This is a genomic window from Aromatoleum evansii, from assembly GCF_045689615.1.
Classification (GTDB): domain Bacteria; phylum Pseudomonadota; class Gammaproteobacteria; order Burkholderiales; family Rhodocyclaceae; genus Aromatoleum; species Aromatoleum evansii.
In genome coordinates this window covers 1,554,084-1,573,445 of sequence record NZ_CP141259.1, presented here as the reverse complement: position 1 = coordinate 1,573,445, position 19,362 = coordinate 1,554,084, and the positions used below count along the sequence as shown (strand labels likewise).

Here is a 19,362-nt window from a genome sequence, read left to right as displayed (position 1 = left end):
AGAATGATCCAGATATGTAAGAAAAAAAGCCGGCGTATTCTACCAAAAAGGATGAGAACCGCTATCGCCGCCGGCGATTACGACATGTACATGCCGCCATTCACGTGCAGGGTCGTGCCCGTTACGTAGGCGGCAGCGGGCGAGGCCAGGAAGGCCACCGCTCCGGCGATTTCTTCGGGACGTCCGAGACGGCCGAGGGCGATGTTGCCCAGCAGCGCATCGCGGGCAGCTTCGGGCAGCGCACGGGTCATGTCGGTGTCGATAAAGCCCGGCGCCACGCAATTGACAGTGATGTTGCGGCTACCCAGCTCGCGAGCCAGCGCGCGGCTCATGCCGGCAACGCCGGCCTTCGCTGCTGCGTAGTTCGCCTGCCCGGGGTTGCCGGCGCTGCCGACCACGGACGTGATGTTGATGATACGGCCGCCACGCGCCTTCATCATGCCGCGCATGACCAGACGCGACATGCGGAACACGGACTTGAGGTTGGTATCGATGACCGCGTCCCACTCCTCGTCCTTCATGCGCATCGCGAGGTTGTCGCGCGTGATTCCGGCATTGTTCACGAGGATGCCGACGGCACCGAAACGCTTCTCGATATCGCCGATCGCGGCTTCGCACGCAGCGGCATCGGTGACATTCAGGGCCAACCCGCAGCCCTTGATGCCGGCTTCCTGCAGGCCATTATCGATATCCGCGGCACCGGCTTCCGACGTCGCGGTACCGACGACCGTCGCTCCCAGCCGCCCCAGTTCGAGAGCGACCGCGCGCCCGATTCCGCGGGACGCACCGGTCACGAGGGCCACCTGCCCTTCGAGCGAAAAACTCATTGATGTCACCTCACCGCGGCAATGGATTGTTCGAGACTCGCGGCGTCGTGAATCGAGCCGCCCTGCACTTCACCCGCGATCCGCTTGGTCATGCCCGCGAGCACCTTGCCCGGACCGCATTCGAGGACATGCCCCATGCCACGGCGCGCCATGTCCTGAACAAGCTCGATCCAGCGCACCGGCGAAAAAGCCTGGCGCACGAGCGCGTCACGAATCCTGGCGGGGTCGTCATACACGGCGACATCCACATTGTTGATGACATCGATCGCGGGCTTGCTGATCGTCACTGACGCGAGTCGCTCGGCAAGCCGCTCAGCGGCCGGCTTCATCAGCGCGCAATGGAACGGGGCGCTCACGGGAAGCAGCATCGCACGCTTCGCGCCGCGCGCCTTCGCAGCCTCGATCGCGCGCTCGACCGCGCCCTTCGCGCCGGCGATCACGATCTGGCCGGGGGCGTTGAGATTGGCGGCCTCCACCACCTCGCCCTGCGCCGCTTCGGCGCAGGCTTCGCGGACGGCCTCGACCTCCAGCCCCAGCAGCGCGGCCATGCCGCCCTCGCCGGCGGGAACCGCCTCCTGCATCGCCTGCGCGCGGAAACGCACTAGCGGGACGGCGTCGGCAAAGGCCATCGCCCCGGCGGCGACCAGCGCCGAATACTCGCCGAGACTGTGGCCGGCGACCAACTGCGGCTTCGGACCACCGGCCGCAAGCCAGGCACGATACGCTGCCACACCGGCCGTGAGCATCAGGGGCTGGGTGTTGACGGTCAGCGCCAACCGCTCGGCGGGGCCGTCATTGACCATCTGCCAGAGGTCCTCGCCGAGCGCATCCGACGCCTCGGCAAAGGTGTCACGGATTTCGGCACGGTCGCCGTAACCCGTCATCATTCCGACGGATTGGGAACCCTGTCCCGGAAAAACCAGAGCAAAAGCCATTGTTCTTGTCCTGACTCAGAATTGGAGCAGCGCCGCGCCCCACGTGAAACCACCACCGACGCCTTCGACGATGATGCGCTGGCCTGCACGGATCCGTCCGTCGCGCACGGCGAGGTCGAGAGCGAGCGGAATCGATGCGGCCGACGTATTGCCGTGACGATCGACGGTGGCGATGACCTTCTCCATCGGCACGCCGAGCCGCTTCGCGGTCGCCTGGATGATGCGGATGTTCGCCTGATGCGGGATCAGCCAATCGACGGCCCCGGCCTCCATGCCGGACTCGGCGAGAACCTCGTTGGCGACCTCGCCGAGCACCTTGACCGCAAACTTGAACACCGCCTGCCCGTCCATGCGCAGGAACGGATCGCCGATCACCTGACCGGACGCGACCGCCCCGGGGACGCACAGGATGGGATGGTGACTGCCGTCGGCATGCAGCGCGGTCGCGAGGATGCCAGGCTTGTCGGACGCCTCGAGCACGACGGCACCCGCGCCGTCACCGAACAGCACGCAGGTGCCGCGGTCGGACCAGTCGAGAATGCGCGAGAACACCTCGGCGCCCACCACCAGCGCGCGCTTGTGACTGCCGGAACGGATAAACTTTTCGGCGATCGTCAGCCCGTAGACGAAGCCAGTGCACACCGCCTGCACATCGAACGCGGCCGCGCCGTTGCGCATGCCGAGCTTGGATTGCAGCAGGGTCGCCGTGCTGGGAAAGATGCAGTCGGGGGTCGAGGTCGCGACAATGACGAGATCGATGTCCTCAGGCTGCAGACCAGCGGCGGCGATGGCGCGGCGGCTCGCCTCGCAGGCGAGATCGCTCGAGGTGACGTCGCGTGCGGCGAGGTGACGGGTACGGATTCCGGTGCGCTCGACGATCCACTCGTCCGACGTGTCGATGCCGCGCGCGACCAGATCGTCGTTACTGACCGGCTCGCCGGGCAGGAAACTTCCGGTACCGGCAATTCGTGCATAGATCATGCTGCTCTCCCCATTGCCGCCATCCGCTCGCTGATGCGCTCGACGAGTCGGTTCGACGCGGCCTCGGCGGCACGGTGAATGGCCTGCTCGAATGCATACGCGTCGGCCGAACCGTGGCTCTTGACCACCACGCCGCGCAGCCCGACCAGGGCCGCGCCGTTGTAGCGACGATGATCGACACGTCGCTTGAAACGCTTGAGCGCAGGCATCGCGACGACCGCCATGGCCTTGGTCAATAGGCTGCGGCTGAATTCCTCCTTGAGGAATGCGGCAAGCATCTGAGCAAGCCCCTCGGACGTCTTCAACGCCACGTTCCCGACGAAGCCGTCGCAGACGACCACGTCGGTCGTTCCCTTGTAGATGTCGTCGCCTTCGACGTTGCCGTAGAAGTTCAGGCCACTGCCGCGCAGCAGCTCGCCGGCGCGCTTGACCACATCGTTGCCCTTGATCGCTTCTTCGCCGATGTTGAGCAGCCCCACCGACGGGCGGTCGACGTGCTCGACCGCGGAGACGAGCATCGCCCCCATGATGCCGAACTGCAGCAGGTGCTCGGGCTCGCAATCGACGTTGGCACCGAGGTCGAGCACATACACCTGCCCCGTTCGCGTGGGCAGGATGGTCGCAATCGCAGGCCGGTCGATGCCGTCGAGCGTCTTGAGAACGAAGCGCGAGATCGCCATCAGCGCGCCCGTATTGCCGGCGGACACAGCGGCCTGGGCCTTACCGGCCTTCACCAGATCGACGGCAACGCGCATCGACGAATCCTTCTTCGTGCGCATTGCGATCGCCGGCGGGTCGTCCATCTCGACGACCTCGGACGCCGCGCGGACCGAGAGACGATCCGCAAAGCCATTGCCAATCGCGGCCACGGCCTGATCGAGCGCACTCTGACGCCCGACCAGAATCACCTTGGCCTCGGGATGGTTGCGCAGGAAGGCCTGCGCGGCCGGCACCGTCACGGACGGGCCATGATCGCCGCCCATGCAGTCAATCGCAACGGTGACACCCATGGTGCTTTCGCGCAACTCGAACAGGAATTCGGGATGAAAAAACGGCGCAGACGCCCTAAGCGCCGCGCCGCCTTGGAAGAAAGGACTTATTCGCCCTTGGTCTTGACGACTTTCTTGCCGCGATACACACCGCTCGGGCTGATGTGGTGGCGCAGATGGACTTCGCCGGTGGTCGCTTCGACGGCGAGCGGGGGGTTGGTCAGGAAGTCGTGCGCACGATGCATGCCACGCTTGGAGGGGGATTTCTTGTTCTGCTGAACGGCCATGAAAAACTCCTAGTACAAATATCGCGCCTATTCCGCGCCGTCGTTCTTGCGCAACTTCTCAAGCGACGCGAAAGGCGATTCCTTTACGGCACCACCGTCAGGGCGGGGCGCCTCACACTTTTCATGCCGAGGCGCAATAGGCACCGCCAGCACGATCTCATCCTCGACCAACGCCGTCACATCCATGTCCGGCATTGCTTCAATTGCATCGAACGCATCTTCCTCCAGCTCGTCGTCCGCGATCGGCTGACCGGGCCTGACGAGCTCGAAGAGCACATCCACGCCCAAGGGCCAGATCATCGGACCGAGGCAGCGCTGGCAACGCACCTGCAACTCGCCTGAAATGACGAGCCGCATGCGCGGCCTGCGATCCAGCCCCATCTCACCGACAAGGCTGAACTGCACGCTACCGGACGTGTCCAGCAGCACATCGCCGAGCCGCGGCAGGTCCGCCAGCGGGATGATCGCGCTCAGACTGCGACCTTCGGCAGCAAACTTGAACGGATCCGGAAGAATGCTTCGTTGCGGCATAAGGGGCGCATGATATTATTTTCGGCTTCCCCTGTCAAAACCCCGAAACGCCTATTTTCAAGGATTTGCGCTACCGAGAAGGCAGCGCGAGCCTCATAGCGTCGCTCGGCCCCAGCCACTTCGATCATGAAACTGATACTCGCCTCGACCTCAGCCTATCGCCGCATGCTCCTGGAACGTTTCCAGACACCGTTCGAGACGGCCAGTCCGAAGGTTGATGAGACCCCCCTGCCCGGGGAAGCACCACCCGCCACCGCAAATCGCCTGGCGATCGAGAAAGCACGGGCAGTCGCACTCGACCATACCGACGCCCTGGTGATCGGCAGCGATCAGGTCGCGCACATCGGCGACGAAGTATTCGGCAAGCCCGGCACCGTCGACAGAGCCATCGCGCAATTGCGCCGCATGAGCGGTCAGGCCGTCACTTTCCACACCGCGCTCGCGGTCGTCAATACGCGCACGGGCCACGTTCGCAGCGAGAGCGTGCCGACTTTCGTGCGCTTCCGCGAACTGGACGACAACGAAATCCGACGCTACGTGGACAAGGAGCGCCCGCTCGACTGCGCCGGCAGCGCCAAATCGGAGGGACTGGGGATCACGCTCCTCGAATCGCTCTCGGGCGACGACCCGACCGCCCTGATCGGCTTGCCGCTGATCGCGCTGTCACGCCTGCTGCGCGCGGAAGGCATGCAACTCCCATGACCGCACGGCGCGGAGCATTGTTTCTGGTCCCGGTCAGCCTCGGCGACACGACATGCGCACACATCCTCCCGCACGAAGTACAGGCGATTGCGCGCCGGCTGCGCCACTTCGTCGTGGAAAACGCCAAGACCGCACGATCTGAACTGAAGCGCCTCGACCACCCGGGCCCATTGCGGGATATCGACATCCAGGTCTTGCCGGAGAAGGACTCCAGCGCCGCACTCGATGCGCTGCTGGCACCGGCGCTGCAGGGGCAGGACATCGGCCTGATGTCGGAAGCCGGCTGCCCGGCGGTCGCTGATCCCGGAGCACGCCTGGTGGCGCGCGCGCACGCCCTGGGCGTCGAGGTGCGACCGCTGGTCGGACCGTCGTCGATCCTGCTCGCCCTGATGGCGTCCGGCCTGAACGGTCAGAGCTTCGCCTTCAACGGTTACCTGCCCGTTGCCGACGCGGAGCGGGACGGCCGCATCCGGCAGATCGAGGATGAATCTCGCCGCCTGCAGCGGACGCAGATATTTATCGAGACCCCCTACCGCAACGAGCGGCTGTTCGAAGCACTGCTGGCGAACTGCCGCCCGACCACACGCCTATGTGTCGCACGCGAACTCACCACGGACAACGAGTGGGTGGCCAGCGCGAGCATTGCCGACTGGCGCAAGAGGCCCAGGCCGGAACTGGCGAAACGCCCCACCCTTTTTCTGATTCTGGCGAGCTGACGATCAGGCGTTATCGCGCAGCCACAGGGCGAGCTCGGCTGGCGAATCGAGAAGCCCAACGACTTCCTCGGCCTCCAGCGCCTCCCTCGGGTGTGCACCGAAGGCCACACCGAGCCCGGCCACCCCTGCGTTCCTCGCCATCTGCAGGTCGTGCGTGGTATCACCAACCATCAGCGTGCGATCCCGGGCGACGCCGAGTTCGTCCATGATCTCCTCCAGCATCGCCGGATGCGGCTTCGAAAAACATTCGTCCGCGCACCGCGTGCTGTGGAAAAACGGCGTCAGGCCGCTTTGTTCCAGTGCGCGATTGAGCCCGAGCCGACTCTTCCCGGTTGCGACCGCCAGCATCCGGCCGGCCGCGGAAAGCTCTTCTATCATCGCGTACGTACCGGGGAACAGCGACAGCTCGTGATCCCCCGCGAGGTAATGGTAACGATAGCGCTCGACCATCCGCGGATAGTCGGACTCGGGCAGATCGGGCACCGCATGGCGCAGCGCATCGGAGAGCCCCAGCCCGATGACGTGGCGCGCGCGCGCCTCGGACGGCAGCGGCAGATCCAGATCGCGCGTCGCGGCCATGATCGCGTTCACGATCGCGGCCGCCGAATCCATGAGGGTCCCGTCCCAGTCGAAGACGATGAGGTCGAAGCGCTTAGCCATAGTTGCGAGACTCTGTTGCATCCAGGTGATCGATAAAGCCCTGCAGCTCCTCCGGCAGCGGCGAATGCAGCACGATCGGCTCCCCGCTCAGCGGATGGGCAAACGCGAGATGGGCCGCATGGAGGAACATCCGCTTCAGACCCTCATGCTCGAGCGCCTTGTTGAGCGGAAAATCGCCGTACTTGTCGTCGCCGCACAGCGGGAAGCCGAGATGGGCAAGATGGACGCGGATCTGATGGGTACGACCGGTCTTGAGTTCCACTTCGAGCAGGCTGAAACGCTGCCACCTCTTCACGAGCCGCACGATGCTGTGGGCCGGCTTGCCATCGCCACTGACCCGTACACGTCGCTCGCCTTCCGGCGTCAAGTATTTGAACAGTGGTTCCTTCACGTGCTGGAGCGCATTGCCCCACCGTCCCGGCACCAGCGTGAGGTAGCGCTTCTCGACACGCCCCTCGCGCATCATGTCATGCAGGGCGGTGAGCGCGGAGCGCTTCTTCGCGATGATCAGCAGCCCCGACGTTTCGCGATCGATGCGGTGCGCGAGTTCGAGCATGCGCGCTTGCGGCCGCTGGCTGCGCAGCTGCTCGATGACGCCGAAGCTCACCCCGCTGCCCCCATGCACGGCCTTGCCCGAAGGCTTGTCGATGACGATGATCGCGTCGTCCTCAAACACGACCGGCAGGGGCTTGCCCGCGGGGACCGCCGCAGGCGTACTCGACTCGGCGATGCGAACCGGGGGAATCCTGACCTCGTCGCCAAGCGCCAAGCGGTAGGTCGGGCCGACCCGACCGCCATTCACGCGCACTTCGCCGCTGCGCAGGATGCGATAGACGTGGCTTTTCGGCACCCCCTTGCACACCCGCATTAGGTAGTTGTCTATCCGCTGACCGGCCACAGAATCATCGACGCGCTCGCGCCTGACTGTTGCCGCTTTGCCTTGTGCCATCATCCTGAAATATACTTGCGGCCGGTTGGCCCCGGTCCGGTCGACGTCCCTCGCGCAAGGATGCGGAGGAAAGCGGTCGACAGCGAGCCCCAGAAGAGCTCCCGGGCAACCAGAACGTGCCGTCGTTGCCGAAAAGGACGACGATGGTAACGCAATCGACAATCTTCGATCCATTGGATTGAACAAAGACGCGTAACGCACCCGCAGGATCAAGCGTTCCGGCCCCAGGCGGGAATGCATGAACATCGACCAGCCGACCCATCACAGCCCATTACCGACCGGAAAAAAGTAGAACAACCTACCCGCTCCTGATCACGTAACAAGCGCGATGGTGCGCGCCGTTCGTCCTGCCCGTGGGTTTCGCGCGGGGGAACGAAATCAATGAAGCGCATGCTTTTCAATGCGACGCAGGCCGAGGAACTGCGCGTCGCAATCGTGGATGGTCAGAAACTGATCGACCTCGATATCGAATCGGCCGCCAAGGAACAGCGCAAGAGCAACATCTACAAGGCCGTCATCACCCGCATCGAGCCCAGCCTCGAAGCGGCGTTCGTTGATTACGGCTCGGAACGGCATGGTTTTCTGCCGTTCAAGGAAATCTCACGCACCTACTTCGCGCCCGGCGTCGACGCCGGCAAGGCGCGCATCCAGGACGCACTCAAGGAAGGCCAGGAACTCATCGTTCAGGTCGAGAAGGACGAGCGTGGCAACAAGGGCGCAGCCCTCACGACGTACATCTCGCTCGCGGGACGCTATCTCGTCCTGATGCCGAACAACCCTCGTGGTGGTGGCGTGTCGCGGCGCGTCGAGGGTGACGAGCGCAGCGAACTGCGCGAAGTGATGGATCAGCTTGAGGTCCCCGCCGGCATGAGCCTGATCGCGCGTACCGCGGCGATCGGCCGCAGCGCCGAGGAGCTGCAGTGGGACCTCAACTACCTGCTGCAACTGTGGCGTGCGATCGACGGTGCTGCTCAGTCGCAGTCGGGTGCTTTCCTGATCTACCAGGAAGGCAGCCTGGTGATTCGCGCGATCCGCGACTACTTCCAGCCCGACATCGGCGAGATCCTGATCGACACGGACGACGTGTACGAGCAGGCCCGCCAGTTCATGGCCCATGTCATGCCGGCCAACGTGAATCGCGTGAAGCGTTACAGCGACGACGTGCCGCTGTTCTCCCGCTTCCAGATCGAGCACCAGATCGAGTCCGCCTACTCGCGCCAGGTGAGCCTGCCCAGTGGCGGCGCGGTCGTGATCGACCATACCGAAGCCCTCGTCTCGATCGACGTGAACTCCGGCCGCTCGACCAAGGGCGCGGACATCGAGGAAACGGCCTTCCGCACCAACCTCGAAGCCGCCGAAGAGATCGCACGCCAGCTCCGCCTGCGCGACCTCGGCGGCCTGATCGTCATCGACTTCATCGACATGGAGTCGCAGAAGAACCAGCGCGAGGTGGAAAACCGGCTGCGTGATGCGCTGCGCCACGACCGCGCGCGAGTGCAGACCGGAAAGATCAGCCGCTTCGGCCTGCTCGAATTGTCGCGCCAGCGCCTGCGCCCCGCGCTCGCGGAGACGAGCTACATCCCGTGTCCGCGTTGCAACGGCACCGGCCATATCCGCAGCACCGAATCGTCCGCGCTGCACATCCTGCGCATCCTCGAAGAGGAAGCGATGAAGGAGAACACCGGCGCGGTGCATCTGCAGGTGCCCGTCGATGTCGCCACCTTCCTCCTCAACGAGAAGCGTTCGGATATCGCGCACATCGAGTACCGGCACAAGATCCAGCTGATCATCATCCCCAACCGCCATCTCGAGACGCCGCATCACGAGATCATCCGCCTGCGCCACGACCAGCTGAATCAGGAAGAGGTCAACCTCGCCAGCTACCAGATGGTCGGCAAGCCCGCCGAAGTCGATCTGCGCCTGCCGACGAAGGACGACAAGAAGCCGGCTCGCGCCGAAGCCGTAGTGAAGGGCATCGCTCCTGCGCAGCCCGCACCGATGGTCGAGCCGAAGCCCGAACCTGCGGCTGCTCCGACCGTGCAGCCTGGCCTGATCGGTCGCTTCCTTGCATGGCTGCGCGGCGAGAAGGCTGCGCCGGCACCGCAAGCGGCCGAAGAAGCTCAACCCAAGCGTGAAGCGCGTCCGCGTGGCGAGCGCGGAGAGAATCGCCGCGGCGGCAACAACCGCAACCGGCGTGAAGGCCAGCGCACCGAACGCGAGGAGCAGTCCCAGCCCGCGCGCAATGGCGGTCGGGGCGAACAACGGCAGGAACGCCAGGAGCGTACAGAGCGGGCCGAACGTCCGGAGCGGGCGGAACGTGCGGAACGCCAGGAGCGTGCCGAGCGTCCCGAAGCGACGGAACGCAGCGAAGGCCGTCGCCAGCGCGCGCCGCGCCAGCCGAAGCCGGTCGAGGTGGTCGAAAGCGCTGCCGAGCTGCTGGCTGCGGAAGCAGTCGCAGCCGTCGGTGTGACCGAATCCGCCGCACCGTCCGGTGAGGAGGGAGCCCCCGAGAAGCGCCGTCGCCGTAGCCGCGGCCGCCGCGACCGCCGCCCGGGTGAGGATCAGACGACGGCCGCCGCGACCGGAGCCGAGACGGCTGAAAACGTTCCCGCCGGCGAAATGCCCCAGGCCGAACCGACACCGGAAACGGGCGCAAGCGCTGCAGTGGCAATGGCCGCACCCGTCCGCGAGCTGATTGCTGTCGAGGAAGCCGAGGTGCCGCTGCCGGTCGTCGCCAGTGCCGCCGAAGCGGTTCCGGCCGAAGTCGAAGAAGCCCCGATGCCCGTTCTGGCTGCAGCAGCAACTGTCCCCGCCGAGGCTGCAGTCGAGGCCGTGCCGACCACGGAGGAACCGACGATCGGCATCGAGCCCCTTCCGTCGGCGGCAGCCGAGGCGGTGCCGACTGAAGTGGCCGTGGTAACGGCAATCGCAGCAGCGGACGCTGCTAGCGAAGCAACACCGCCGGTCGCCGTGGAAGTCGAGCCTCTCGAGTCCGCACCCGAACAGGTTGCAGTTGCCGAGGCAACTGAAGCCGCGCGCGCACCGTCCGCGCCGATTGACCTTGGCAGCACACTGGCGGATAGCGGTCTTGTCATGATCGAAACGAGCCGTGAAAAGGTTCAGGCCCTCGCCCAGTCCCATGCGGAGGAAGCACCGGCCCGTCCGCTCGGCCGGCGCCCACGGCCGTCGCTCGTGATCGCCGACGAGCCGCTGCAGCAGGTTGAAACCCACAAACCGAACTGATCGGCAACGGCAGAAGGAAGAAAAGGGGGCGCCCACCGGGCGCCCCCTTCTTGTTTCAGGCCGTCACACCATCGTCGATCAACGCGTCGGCCGCAAGGCGTCCAGCAGCCCTCCGACAGCATCTTCGCAGTAGTCGAGCACCAGATCGAACCCCCGCTCGCCACCATAGTAGGGATCCGGCACTTCCTCAGCCTTGAAGCAGCGTGCATAGCTCATGAAAAGCCTGACCTTGTCGCGATGCGCGTCGGGGCAATTGCGCTCCATGATCTCGAGATGCCCCGCATCCATGGCGAGCAACAGGTCGAAAGTCTCGAAATCCCCTGGTTCTAGCTTGCGCGCCCGCAGCATCGACAGGTCATAGCCGCGTTTTTCGGCCGCCTTGCGCGTGCGCGGATCGGGCGCCTCACCGACATGATATCCGTGCGTCCCGGCCGACTCGACCTCGATCACCCCATCCAGCCCCGCAGCACGGATCGCGTGGCGGGCCACCCCTTCCGCAGTGGGCGACCTGCAGATGTTGCCGGTGCAGACGAACAGGATCCTGGTCACGAGTCCACCTCTCACGCCGCCCCGTGCTGATCCGCGCCAAACGCGCGCTGACGCAGCCGGAACAACTCATCGCGGGCAGCTGCAGCCTTTTCGAATTCGAGGTTGCGCGCGTGCTCCTGCATCTCCTTCTCAAGCTTGCGGATCGCCTTCGCAACGGCCTTCTCGTCCATTGCAAAATATTCGGCCCGTGCCTCTTGCGCCACCATCGCATTGCGCTCGTCGCTGCTCGAATAGACGCCGTCGATGATGTCCTTGATGCGCTTACTCACGGTCTTCGGGACGATACCGTGTTCGGTGTTGAACGCGAGCTGCTTCGCCCGACGCCGATCCGTCTCATCCATTGCCGCACGCATCGAGCGCGTCACCACATCCGCATACAGGATGGCACGGCCGTGGATATGCCGCGCAGCCCGCCCGATGGTCTGGATCAGCGAGCGCTCGGAACGCAGAAAGCCTTCCTTGTCGGCATCCAGAATCGCCACGAGCGACACCTCGGGAATATCCAGGCCTTCGCGCAGCAGGTTGATGCCCACCAGCACATCGAACTCCCCGAGACGCAAGTCGCGGATGATCTCGACACGCTCGACGGTATCGATATCCGAATGCAGATAGCGCACGCGGATGCCGTTCTCGGCAAGGTAATCGGTAAGGTCTTCGGCCATCCGCTTCGTCAGCGTCGTAACCAGCACGCGTTCGCCCGCGGCGATGCGGCGCTTGGCCTCGGACAGCAGATCATCGACCTGCGTGCTCGCGGGCCGCACTTCGACGGCGGGGTCGATCAGCCCCGTCGGACGCACGACCTGCTCGACCACCTGCCCCTGATGCGTCGCCTCGTAGTCTGCCGGCGTGGCCGAAACAAAGATTGTCTGCGGCATCAGGCGCTCGAACTCCTCGAACTTCAGCGGCCGATTATCGAGTGCCGACGGCAGGCGGAAGCCGTATTCGACAAGGTTCTCCTTGCGCGAACGGTCGCCCTTGTACATGCCCCCCACCTGTGGAATCGCCACGTGGGATTCGTCGACGAACAGCAAGGCATCCGGCGGCAGATAGTCGATCAGCGTCGGCGGCGGTTCGCCCGGCCCGCGCCCCGACAAATGGCGCGAGTAGTTCTCGATGCCCTTGCAGAAACCCATCTCGTTGAGCATTTCCAGATCGAAACGCGTGCGCTGCTCGATACGTTGCGCCTCGACCAGCTTGGCCGAGCGCTGAAAGTAGCTGACGCGATCCCGCAGTTCCTCCTTGATGGCCTCGATCGCCTGCAGCACCGTAGCGCGCGGCGTGACGTAGTGGCTGGAGGGGTAAACGGTGAAGCGGACGAGCTTTTGCTTCATGTGCCCAGTAAGAGGATCGAACAGCGTGAGATGTTCGATCTCGTCGTCGAACATCTCGATCCGCACCGCATACTCGGCATTCTCCGCCGGAAATACGTCGATGACGTCACCGCGGACGCGGAACGTTCCCCGCCGGAAGTCGATGTCGGAGCGCGTGTACTGCATCGCCACGAGCCGCTGCACGAGGTCGCGATGCGCGATCCGCTCGCCTTCGCGCAGATGCAGGATCATCGCGTGGTAATCGACCGGATCGCCGATACCGTAGATGCACGACACCGTCGCGACGATCACGACGTCTCGCCGCTCCATCAGGCTCTTCGTCGCCGACAGGCGCATCTGCTCGATGTGCTCGTTGATGCTCGAATCCTTCTCGATGAACAGATCGCGCGACGGCACATAGGCTTCCGGCTGATAGTAATCGTAGTAGGAGACGAAATACTCGACCGCATTCTCGGGGAAAAATTCCCGGAATTCGGCGTACAGCTGCGCGGCGAGCGTCTTGTTCGGCGCCAGTACCAAGGCGGGCCTGCCACAGCGCGCGATCACGTTCGCCATCGTGTAGGTCTTGCCCGAGCCGGTCACGCCGAGCAGGGTCTGGAACATCAAGCCGTCCGACACGCCCTCGGTCAGCAGATCGATCGCGACCGGCTGATCGCCGGCGGGCGCGAAGGGCTGATGGAGCCTGAAAGGACTCCCTTCGAAAGTGACCACCGGAACACTGTCCGTCGTACTCGTCATGCTAGAATTTCCGGCTTGTTTCAAGCGCTTGCCCGACTGCCGCAACCGATCGGACAGGACTTGGCAAACGCGCATTATTTCGCAAAATGCGGCTCAAGGCACGGCTGATGGACCGGTACCGACGCGACAGGTTCAGTCCACCGCGCCTCCCGCGCAACCTGGAGTTGTTTTATGCCCGCTTCGATCTTCGCCGCCGTCGAGATGGCGCCCCGTGACCCGATCCTCGGACTGAACGAGGCTTTCAACACCGATGCGCGCACCGACAAGGTGAACCTCGGTGTCGGCGTCTACTACGACGACAACGGCAAGATTCCGCTGCTCGCAGCCGTCAAGACGGCCGAAAAGGCGCGCCTCGAAGCCATGCCGCCGCGCGGCTACCAGCCGATCGAAGGCCCCGCCGCATACAACACCGCCGTGCAGAACCTGCTCTTCGGCAAGGATTCGCACCTCATCGCCAATGGCCAGGTCGTCACCGTCCAGGCGCTGGGCGGCACCGGCGCCCTGAAGGTCGGCGCCGACTACCTCAAGCGTCTGCTCCCCGGCGCGACCGTATACATCTCCGATCCCAGCTGGGAAAACCACCGCGCGCTGTTCGAGTCCGCCGGCTTCCCGGTCGAGAACTACCCGTACTACGAACCGAGCACCCGCGGCGTGAATTTCGCCGGCATGAAGGCCAAGCTCGAGCAGCTTGCCCCGGGCTCCGTCGTCGTGCTCCACGCCTGCTGCCATAACCCGACCGGCGCCGACCTGACCGAAGCGCAGTGGAGCGAAGTCGTCGACGCCTGCCGCGAACGCGCCCTCGTACCCTTCCTCGACATGGCCTATCAGGGCTTCGCCGACGGCATCGAGCCGGACGCCGTTGCCGTGCGCCTGTTCTCGGCAAGTGGCCTGCAGTTCTTCGTTTCGAGTTCGTTCTCGAAATCGTTCTCGCTCTACGGCGAGCGTGTTGGCGCTCTCTCCATCGTCACCGCAAGCAAGGACGAGTCGGCCCGCGTGCTGTCGCAGGTCAAGCGCGTGATTCGCACCAACTACTCCAACCCGCCGATCCACGGTGGTGCCGTCGTCGCCGCCGTGCTGAACTCGGCCGAACTGCGCCAGATGTGGGAAGACGAACTGGCCGGCATGCGCGACCGCATCCGCTCGATGCGTACCGGGCTGGTCGAGAACCTGAAGGCTGCCGGCGTCGCGCAGGACTTCTCGTTCGTAATCCAGCAGCGCGGCATGTTCTCCTACACCGGCCTGTCGGCCGCTCAGGTCGAACAGCTGAAGAACGACTTCGGCATCTACGCCGTGTCGACCGGCCGCATCTGCCTCGCGGCCCTTAATTCGCGCAACATCGGCTACGTCGCCAAGGCGATCGCCGAAGTCGTGAAGGCCTGAGAATTTCGCGCAAGCGATATTGACGCATAGCCGCGTGCTACCTATAATGCGCGGCTCAATTCCCCGATAGCTCAGTCGGTAGAGCAACGGACTGTTAATCCGTGTGTCCCTGGTTCGAGCCCAGGTCGGGGAGCCAGAATTCGGCTCCTGCAGTATTTCAGCATGAGCACCAGTACCGATCCCCGATAGCTCAGTCGGTAGAGCAACGGACTGTTAATCCGTGTGTCCCTGGTTCGAGCCCAGGTCGGGGAGCCAGTAAAGCCAAGTAGATGGGCCGCCTCCTGAGGTGGCCCATTTGCTTTCGGCACTCCCGACATTCCCGCGGCTACCCCCCAACGCGACAGCAGCGGCCGCATCGGAACCTCATTCCTGACTGCTGTCATGCCGCCGTCGCAAGCGCGCGTGACGCCCGTCGCTGCCATGATCGAACGCGTGCTTTGCCGTGGTCATCGCCGTCAAGGCCGCCGCGACCTTGTAGTTGACCGTTTCCCGCGGCATCACGCCCTTCGCGTCTGCAATCCCGACCGGCAAACCGGTGAGGATCTCCATGGCCTCATCCACGGTCGCGACGGCATGGACGCGGAAAAGCCCCTCGCGTGCCGCCGCAACGACATCTTCGCGCAGCATGAGATGCCGAACGCTCGCCTGCGGTATGACCACCCCCTGCTCGCCTGTCAGGCCGCGAGCGACGCAAAGGTCGAAGAATCCCTCGATCTTCTCGTTCACACCGCCGATCGCCTGGACCTCGCCGAACTGGTTGACCGAACCGGTCACCGCGAAGGACTGGCGGATCGGAACCTGGGCCAGCGCAGACAACAAGGCGCAGAGTTCGGCCAGTGACGCGGAATCCCCCTCGACCGGGGAATAGGATTGCTCGAATACCAGGCTGGCGGACAGCGACAGCGGCTGATGGCGCGCATAGCGGGCGCCGAGAAAAGCGGAGAGGATCAGAACGCCCTTGGAATGAATCGCCCCGCCAAGCTCGGTTTCACGTTCGATGTCGACGACATCCCCCTCTCCGAGCCGCGCCGTGGCCGTAATGCGCACAGGATGGCCGAATTGCTCGCCGGCGAGTTCGACGACGACCAGGGCATTTATCTGGCCGCAGCGCGCGCCCGTGGTGGAAATAAGCGTTGTACCTTCCACCATCGATTCAAGCACCCGCTCGGCGTATCGCCCGAATCGCCGCGAGCGGGATGCGATCGCCGCATCCACCTGCACACAGCCTACCGCGGGCAACTGTGCGGCGCGTGCGTGGAAATCCGCTTCACGCATCACGTCCGTCAGCAAGCGCGTCTCCAGACTGAGCCGCCCGGAATCTTCTGCGAGTCGCGCGCCATGCTCCACCAAGCGCGCAATGCCGGTCCGGTCGAAGGGCAACAGGTCCGACGCTCGCCCGAGCATCGCGAGCAAGGCAGCGTAATGCGCAACATTGGCATCGTTGCGAGGCATATCCTCGTCGAAGTCGGCTGCCACCTTGAACAACTCCGGAAAGTCCGGATCGTTCTCCGTAAGCAGGTAGAACAGCTCGCGGTCACCGACAAGAATCACTTTGACGTCGCACGGGATGGACTCCGGTTCCAGAGTGAGCATGTTGCTCCAGCCCTGCGCTTCCGCCGGAGGCTCGATACGGATCTCTCGCGCACGCAACGCACGTTTCAACCCTTCCCACGCAAAGGGCTGCCCAAGGAGCCGCTCGACATCCAACACCAGATATCCCCCGCACGCCCGATGGAGGGCCCCGGCACGAATCAGGCTGAAATTGGTCACGAGCGTCCCCAGCTGGGAGATGTGCTCGATGCGCCCGATCAGATTGCCGAAGGTCGGATTATCCTCGCAGACGACCGGAGCACCGCATGTGGCAGAGTGATCGACCAGCAGCTTGACCTGATATCGGTGGAATTTCGTTCGTGCCTCGTCCTCTGCCCCTTCGTCCTCGCCGCCTTCCTGAGCAGCCCAGTCGCTGCCGCTGGCGAGGATCTCCTTCCGGATCGAATCGAAGAAGCCCAGCACGGCCGGAAGATCCGCGTAGCGCTCGCGCAACCCGCGCATCAAGTGCGTAACCGCCGGAGTGAGTGCATCGCAGGCGGCCCGCTTCATCGCCTCGTGCAGATCCTTGCGCCAGCCTGGGAACTGTTCGAGCAGATCCGCCAGGCGATCGCTCCACGCCCCCACCTTCTTCTCGACCTCCGCCCGCGTATCGGAAGGAAGAGCGTCGAAAGCCTCGGGGGACATCGCCTGCCCGTCCTTCGTCGGCGCAAACACGAAACCGTCCGGCGTCTGCAGTAGCGACACCCCGTCGGCCGCACATGCCTCCCCGAGCTCGTGCAGCGCCCCGTCTTCCCGCGTCTTGTGCGCATCCTGCAGGGATTCGACGCGGTTGCCGTAAGTCTCGCTGGCGAGCGCCGCCTCAATTGCCGGACCGAGATCGGCGATGAGCGCGAGCATGTCGCCGCGCAGTTGCGCCCCCCGGCCTGCGCTCAGGGTCAGAAGGCGGGGTCGCTGCGGGTCGTCGAAATTGTGCAGATAGCACAGATCGGGGGGAACCGGACCGCCGGCCGCAACTTCTCGCAGCAAGCGAAAAACCGTGGCATGTCGCCCGGTTCCCGGCTCGCCAAGCACGTAGACGTGGTAACCGGGCTGGCGCATTGCGAGACCGAACCGCAACGCTTCCTCTGCCCGCCCCTGCCCTATCCCGCCAGGCAGATCCGGAAGCTTAGCGGTATCGGCAAACTCGAATATATCGGGTGCACAGCGAACCCGAAGGCGGTCCGCCGCCAGTGGGCGCAGGTCGACCATCTTGTTGTTCTCCCGATGCTGCGATGAAAACGGGGGGTCCGGACGCCCGACGCCTCATCACCATCCCCTCGCCTACCCCTCCGGCAAGGGCGGTCAGCGAATCCCCCGACGCGAGAGATCGCCCCAGCGCGTGTCATGGTGGGCAACGTCATTCTCGAACTGAGGAAAGCGCCGGTCATGCTCCATCAGGAGCGACATGATCGTCCCTGCATGCTCGGACGGAAATCCCTGTCGCTTCCCGCCTCGTGTGTCCGTCATCAACAGGAAGATGAACTTGCGGCACTCGGCCGTCCCCCACATCCCGTCGATCTTGCGAAGATGAGGAAAACGCTCGTAGAGCTTTTCGGTCGAAGTTTCTGTGACGCGTGTCGTCATGGCAAATCCCCCGAAAGGGCTACATGCAATCGCCGGAAGGCTAATACTTTTGGCTCATATCAACGGGCCCGGATACACGCTACTGTGCCAACTACGGAGGCTGCCGGCAACAAGGACCGACCCCGGCGTTGAGCGGGAAGTGATTTCCGGTCTTGCCTTCAGCCCGAACGGGCTGTTAACTATCATCCAAATAGACAACCGCACCCGGCCACAGGTTGCCCGACTACCGCAACATGCAGCTCCTGAGGCACATTCAGCCAGTCATCCGATGAAATCGATCCCGATCTATCCTGCCAGCAGGCAGCTACCACTCCCAACCGACGCGCCCCCCCCGGCCGGGACCACCCTCTTGGACAAGCGCGGTCGCGCTGTTCACGACCTGCGCATCTCGGTCACGGACCGCTGCAACTTCCGCTGCATCTACTGCATGCCGCGTGAAGTGTTCGGCGCCGACCACGCCTTCCTCGCACGCAAGGAGCTGTTGTCGTTCGAGGAAATCACCAGGATTGCCCGGCTCTTTGCAGCCCGCGGCGTGCGCAAGATCCGCATCACCGGTGGCGAGCCCCTGCTGCGCAAGCATGTCGAGAACCTCATCGCCCAACTGGCAGAGATCCCCGACGTCGAACTCACGCTGACTACCAACGGGGTACTGCTACCCAGGATGGCGGGCGTATTGCGGGATGCCGGACTGCACCGCATCACCGTGAGCCTGGATGCGATCGACGACGCGACCTTCCGCAAGATGAACGACGCCGACTACCCGGTTGCGGCGGTCCTCAAGGGCATCGCGGCAGCCGAAGATGCCGGATTCGGCCCCATCAAGGTCAACATGGTCGTCAAGCGCGGCGTCAACGACCACGGGGTGATCGACATGGCGCGCCATTTCCGCGGAACCGGCCACATCCTGCGCTTCATCGAGTTCATGGACGTGGGCAGTTCGAACGGATGGGAGATGAGTGCCGTTGTCCCGTCGCGGGAGATCATCGAACGGATTCACCAGGTGTTTCCCCTCGAACAGATCGAGCCGAACTACACAGGCGAGGTTGCCGAGCGCTGGCGTTACCGCGACGGCGGCGGCGAGATCGGAGTCATCTCGTCCGTGACACAAGCCTTCTGCTCGACCTGTACCCGCATCCGCCTGTCGACCGAGGGCAAACTCTACACCTGCCTCTTTGCACAAAGCGGCCACGACCTCCGCACCCTCTTGCGCTCCGGAGGCGGCGATGCGGAGCTCGATCGCGCGATTGCAGCGGTCTGGCAAAACCGCGAGGACCGCTACTCCGAAATCCGCACGGCCAACACGGCGGGACTGCGAAAAATCGAGATGTCCTATATCGGCGGCTGAGTTACTGGCCCACTTCCTGCTTATG

The 19,362-nt window shown here is 64.3% G+C and carries 17 protein-coding genes and 2 tRNA genes; 7 read left to right on the top strand and 12 right to left on the bottom strand.

The genetic code is table 11. The features are described from left to right. Positions 1-77 precede the first annotated feature (77 nt). The 6 genes from fabG to U5817_RS07175 all read right to left on the bottom strand — a co-directional run bounded on the left by fabG (position 78) and on the right by U5817_RS07175 (position 4,550). The gene (fabG, locus tag U5817_RS07200) at positions 78-827 is read right to left on the bottom strand and encodes a 3-oxoacyl-ACP reductase FabG (RefSeq protein WP_169131852.1); all 750 of its coding nucleotides are present in this window, start codon (positions 825-827) and stop codon (positions 78-80) included. A gap of 5 nt (positions 828-832) precedes the next feature. Next, positions 833-1,762, bottom strand: a complete 930-nt coding sequence (gene fabD, locus U5817_RS07195) for an ACP S-malonyltransferase (RefSeq protein ID WP_407280194.1) — start codon at positions 1,760-1,762, stop codon at positions 833-835. 15 nt (positions 1,763-1,777) lie between these two features. Next, on the bottom strand, positions 1,778-2,743 hold the full coding sequence (locus U5817_RS07190) for a beta-ketoacyl-ACP synthase III (protein ID WP_169131856.1): 966 nt from the start codon (positions 2,741-2,743) through the stop codon (positions 1,778-1,780). Further along, positions 2,740-3,753: a phosphate acyltransferase PlsX gene (plsX, locus tag U5817_RS07185; protein ID WP_407280193.1), complete on the bottom strand. Its 1,014-nt coding sequence runs from the start codon at positions 3,751-3,753 to the stop codon at positions 2,740-2,742. Before plsX ends, U5817_RS07190 begins: the two co-directional genes overlap by 4 nt. Before the next feature lie 86 nt (positions 3,754-3,839). Continuing rightward, positions 3,840-4,019, bottom strand: coding sequence for a 50S ribosomal protein L32 (rpmF, locus tag U5817_RS07180; RefSeq protein WP_018992335.1), 180 nt, complete (start codon positions 4,017-4,019; stop codon positions 3,840-3,842). 27 nt (positions 4,020-4,046) lie between these two features. Continuing rightward, positions 4,047-4,550, bottom strand: coding sequence for a DUF177 domain-containing protein (locus U5817_RS07175; RefSeq protein ID WP_169131860.1), 504 nt, complete (start codon positions 4,548-4,550; stop codon positions 4,047-4,049). Between the two features lie 126 nt (positions 4,551-4,676). Between U5817_RS07175 and U5817_RS07170 the strand changes: the two genes are divergently transcribed. Continuing rightward, a complete protein-coding gene (locus tag U5817_RS07170; protein ID WP_407280192.1) occupies positions 4,677-5,252 on the top strand; it encodes a Maf family protein in 576 nt (191 codons plus the stop codon). Beyond that, positions 5,249-5,968: an SAM-dependent methyltransferase gene (locus U5817_RS07165; protein ID WP_407280191.1), complete on the top strand. Its 720-nt coding sequence runs from the start codon at positions 5,249-5,251 to the stop codon at positions 5,966-5,968. The genes U5817_RS07170 and U5817_RS07165 overlap by 4 nt, the downstream gene beginning before the upstream one ends. A gap of 3 nt (positions 5,969-5,971) precedes the next feature. On the opposite strand, the gene U5817_RS07160 is transcribed toward U5817_RS07165, so the two are convergent. Continuing rightward, a complete protein-coding gene (locus U5817_RS07160) occupies positions 5,972-6,628 on the bottom strand; it encodes an HAD-IA family hydrolase (protein ID WP_169131866.1) in 657 nt (218 codons plus the stop codon). Further along, on the bottom strand, positions 6,621-7,580 hold the full coding sequence (locus U5817_RS07155) for an RluA family pseudouridine synthase (RefSeq protein WP_407281034.1): 960 nt from the start codon (positions 7,578-7,580) through the stop codon (positions 6,621-6,623). The genes U5817_RS07160 and U5817_RS07155 overlap by 8 nt, the downstream gene beginning before the upstream one ends. A gap of 378 nt (positions 7,581-7,958) precedes the next feature. Between U5817_RS07155 and U5817_RS07150 the strand changes: the two genes are divergently transcribed. Then, complete coding sequence (locus U5817_RS07150; RefSeq protein WP_407280190.1) at positions 7,959-10,820, top strand: Rne/Rng family ribonuclease; 2,862 nt, start codon at positions 7,959-7,961, stop codon at positions 10,818-10,820. A 78-nt stretch (positions 10,821-10,898) separates the two neighbouring features. Here the strand turns inward: U5817_RS07150 and U5817_RS07145 are convergent, their stop codons facing one another. Then, entirely contained in the window at positions 10,899-11,369 is a 471-nt protein-coding gene (locus U5817_RS07145) for a low molecular weight protein-tyrosine-phosphatase (RefSeq protein WP_407280189.1), read from the bottom strand. An 11-nt stretch (positions 11,370-11,380) separates the two neighbouring features. Further along, positions 11,381-13,438 carry an excinuclease ABC subunit UvrB gene (gene uvrB / locus U5817_RS07140; RefSeq protein WP_407280188.1) on the bottom strand — a complete coding sequence of 686 codons (2,058 nt, stop codon included), beginning with the start codon at positions 13,436-13,438 and terminating at the stop codon, positions 11,381-11,383. A 171-nt stretch (positions 13,439-13,609) separates the two neighbouring features. Here uvrB and U5817_RS07135 point away from each other — a divergent pair, with 171 nt between their 5' ends. The 3 genes from U5817_RS07135 to U5817_RS07125 all read left to right on the top strand — a co-directional run bounded on the left by U5817_RS07135 (position 13,610) and on the right by U5817_RS07125 (position 15,073). Continuing rightward, entirely contained in the window at positions 13,610-14,818 is a 1,209-nt protein-coding gene (locus U5817_RS07135) for an amino acid aminotransferase (protein ID WP_169131874.1), read from the top strand. Positions 14,819-14,878: 60 nt separating this feature from the next. Further along, positions 14,879-14,954, top strand: a tRNA-Asn gene (locus U5817_RS07130). 43 nt (positions 14,955-14,997) lie between these two features. Then, a tRNA-Asn gene (locus U5817_RS07125) sits at positions 14,998-15,073 on the top strand. A 108-nt stretch (positions 15,074-15,181) separates the two neighbouring features. Here the strand turns inward: U5817_RS07125 and U5817_RS07120 are convergent. Continuing rightward, positions 15,182-17,617, bottom strand: coding sequence for a Lon protease family protein (locus U5817_RS07120; RefSeq protein ID WP_407280187.1), 2,436 nt, complete (start codon positions 17,615-17,617; stop codon positions 15,182-15,184). Positions 17,618-17,710: 93 nt separating this feature from the next. Further along, on the bottom strand, positions 17,711-17,992 hold the full coding sequence (locus tag U5817_RS07115; protein WP_407280186.1) for a hypothetical protein: 282 nt from the start codon (positions 17,990-17,992) through the stop codon (positions 17,711-17,713). Positions 17,993-18,260: 268 nt separating this feature from the next. On the opposite strand from U5817_RS07115, the gene moaA reads away from it, so the two are divergent. Continuing rightward, positions 18,261-19,337: a GTP 3',8-cyclase MoaA gene (gene moaA / locus U5817_RS07110; RefSeq protein WP_407281033.1), complete on the top strand. Its 1,077-nt coding sequence runs from the start codon at positions 18,261-18,263 to the stop codon at positions 19,335-19,337. Positions 19,338-19,362: the final 25 nt, after the last annotated feature.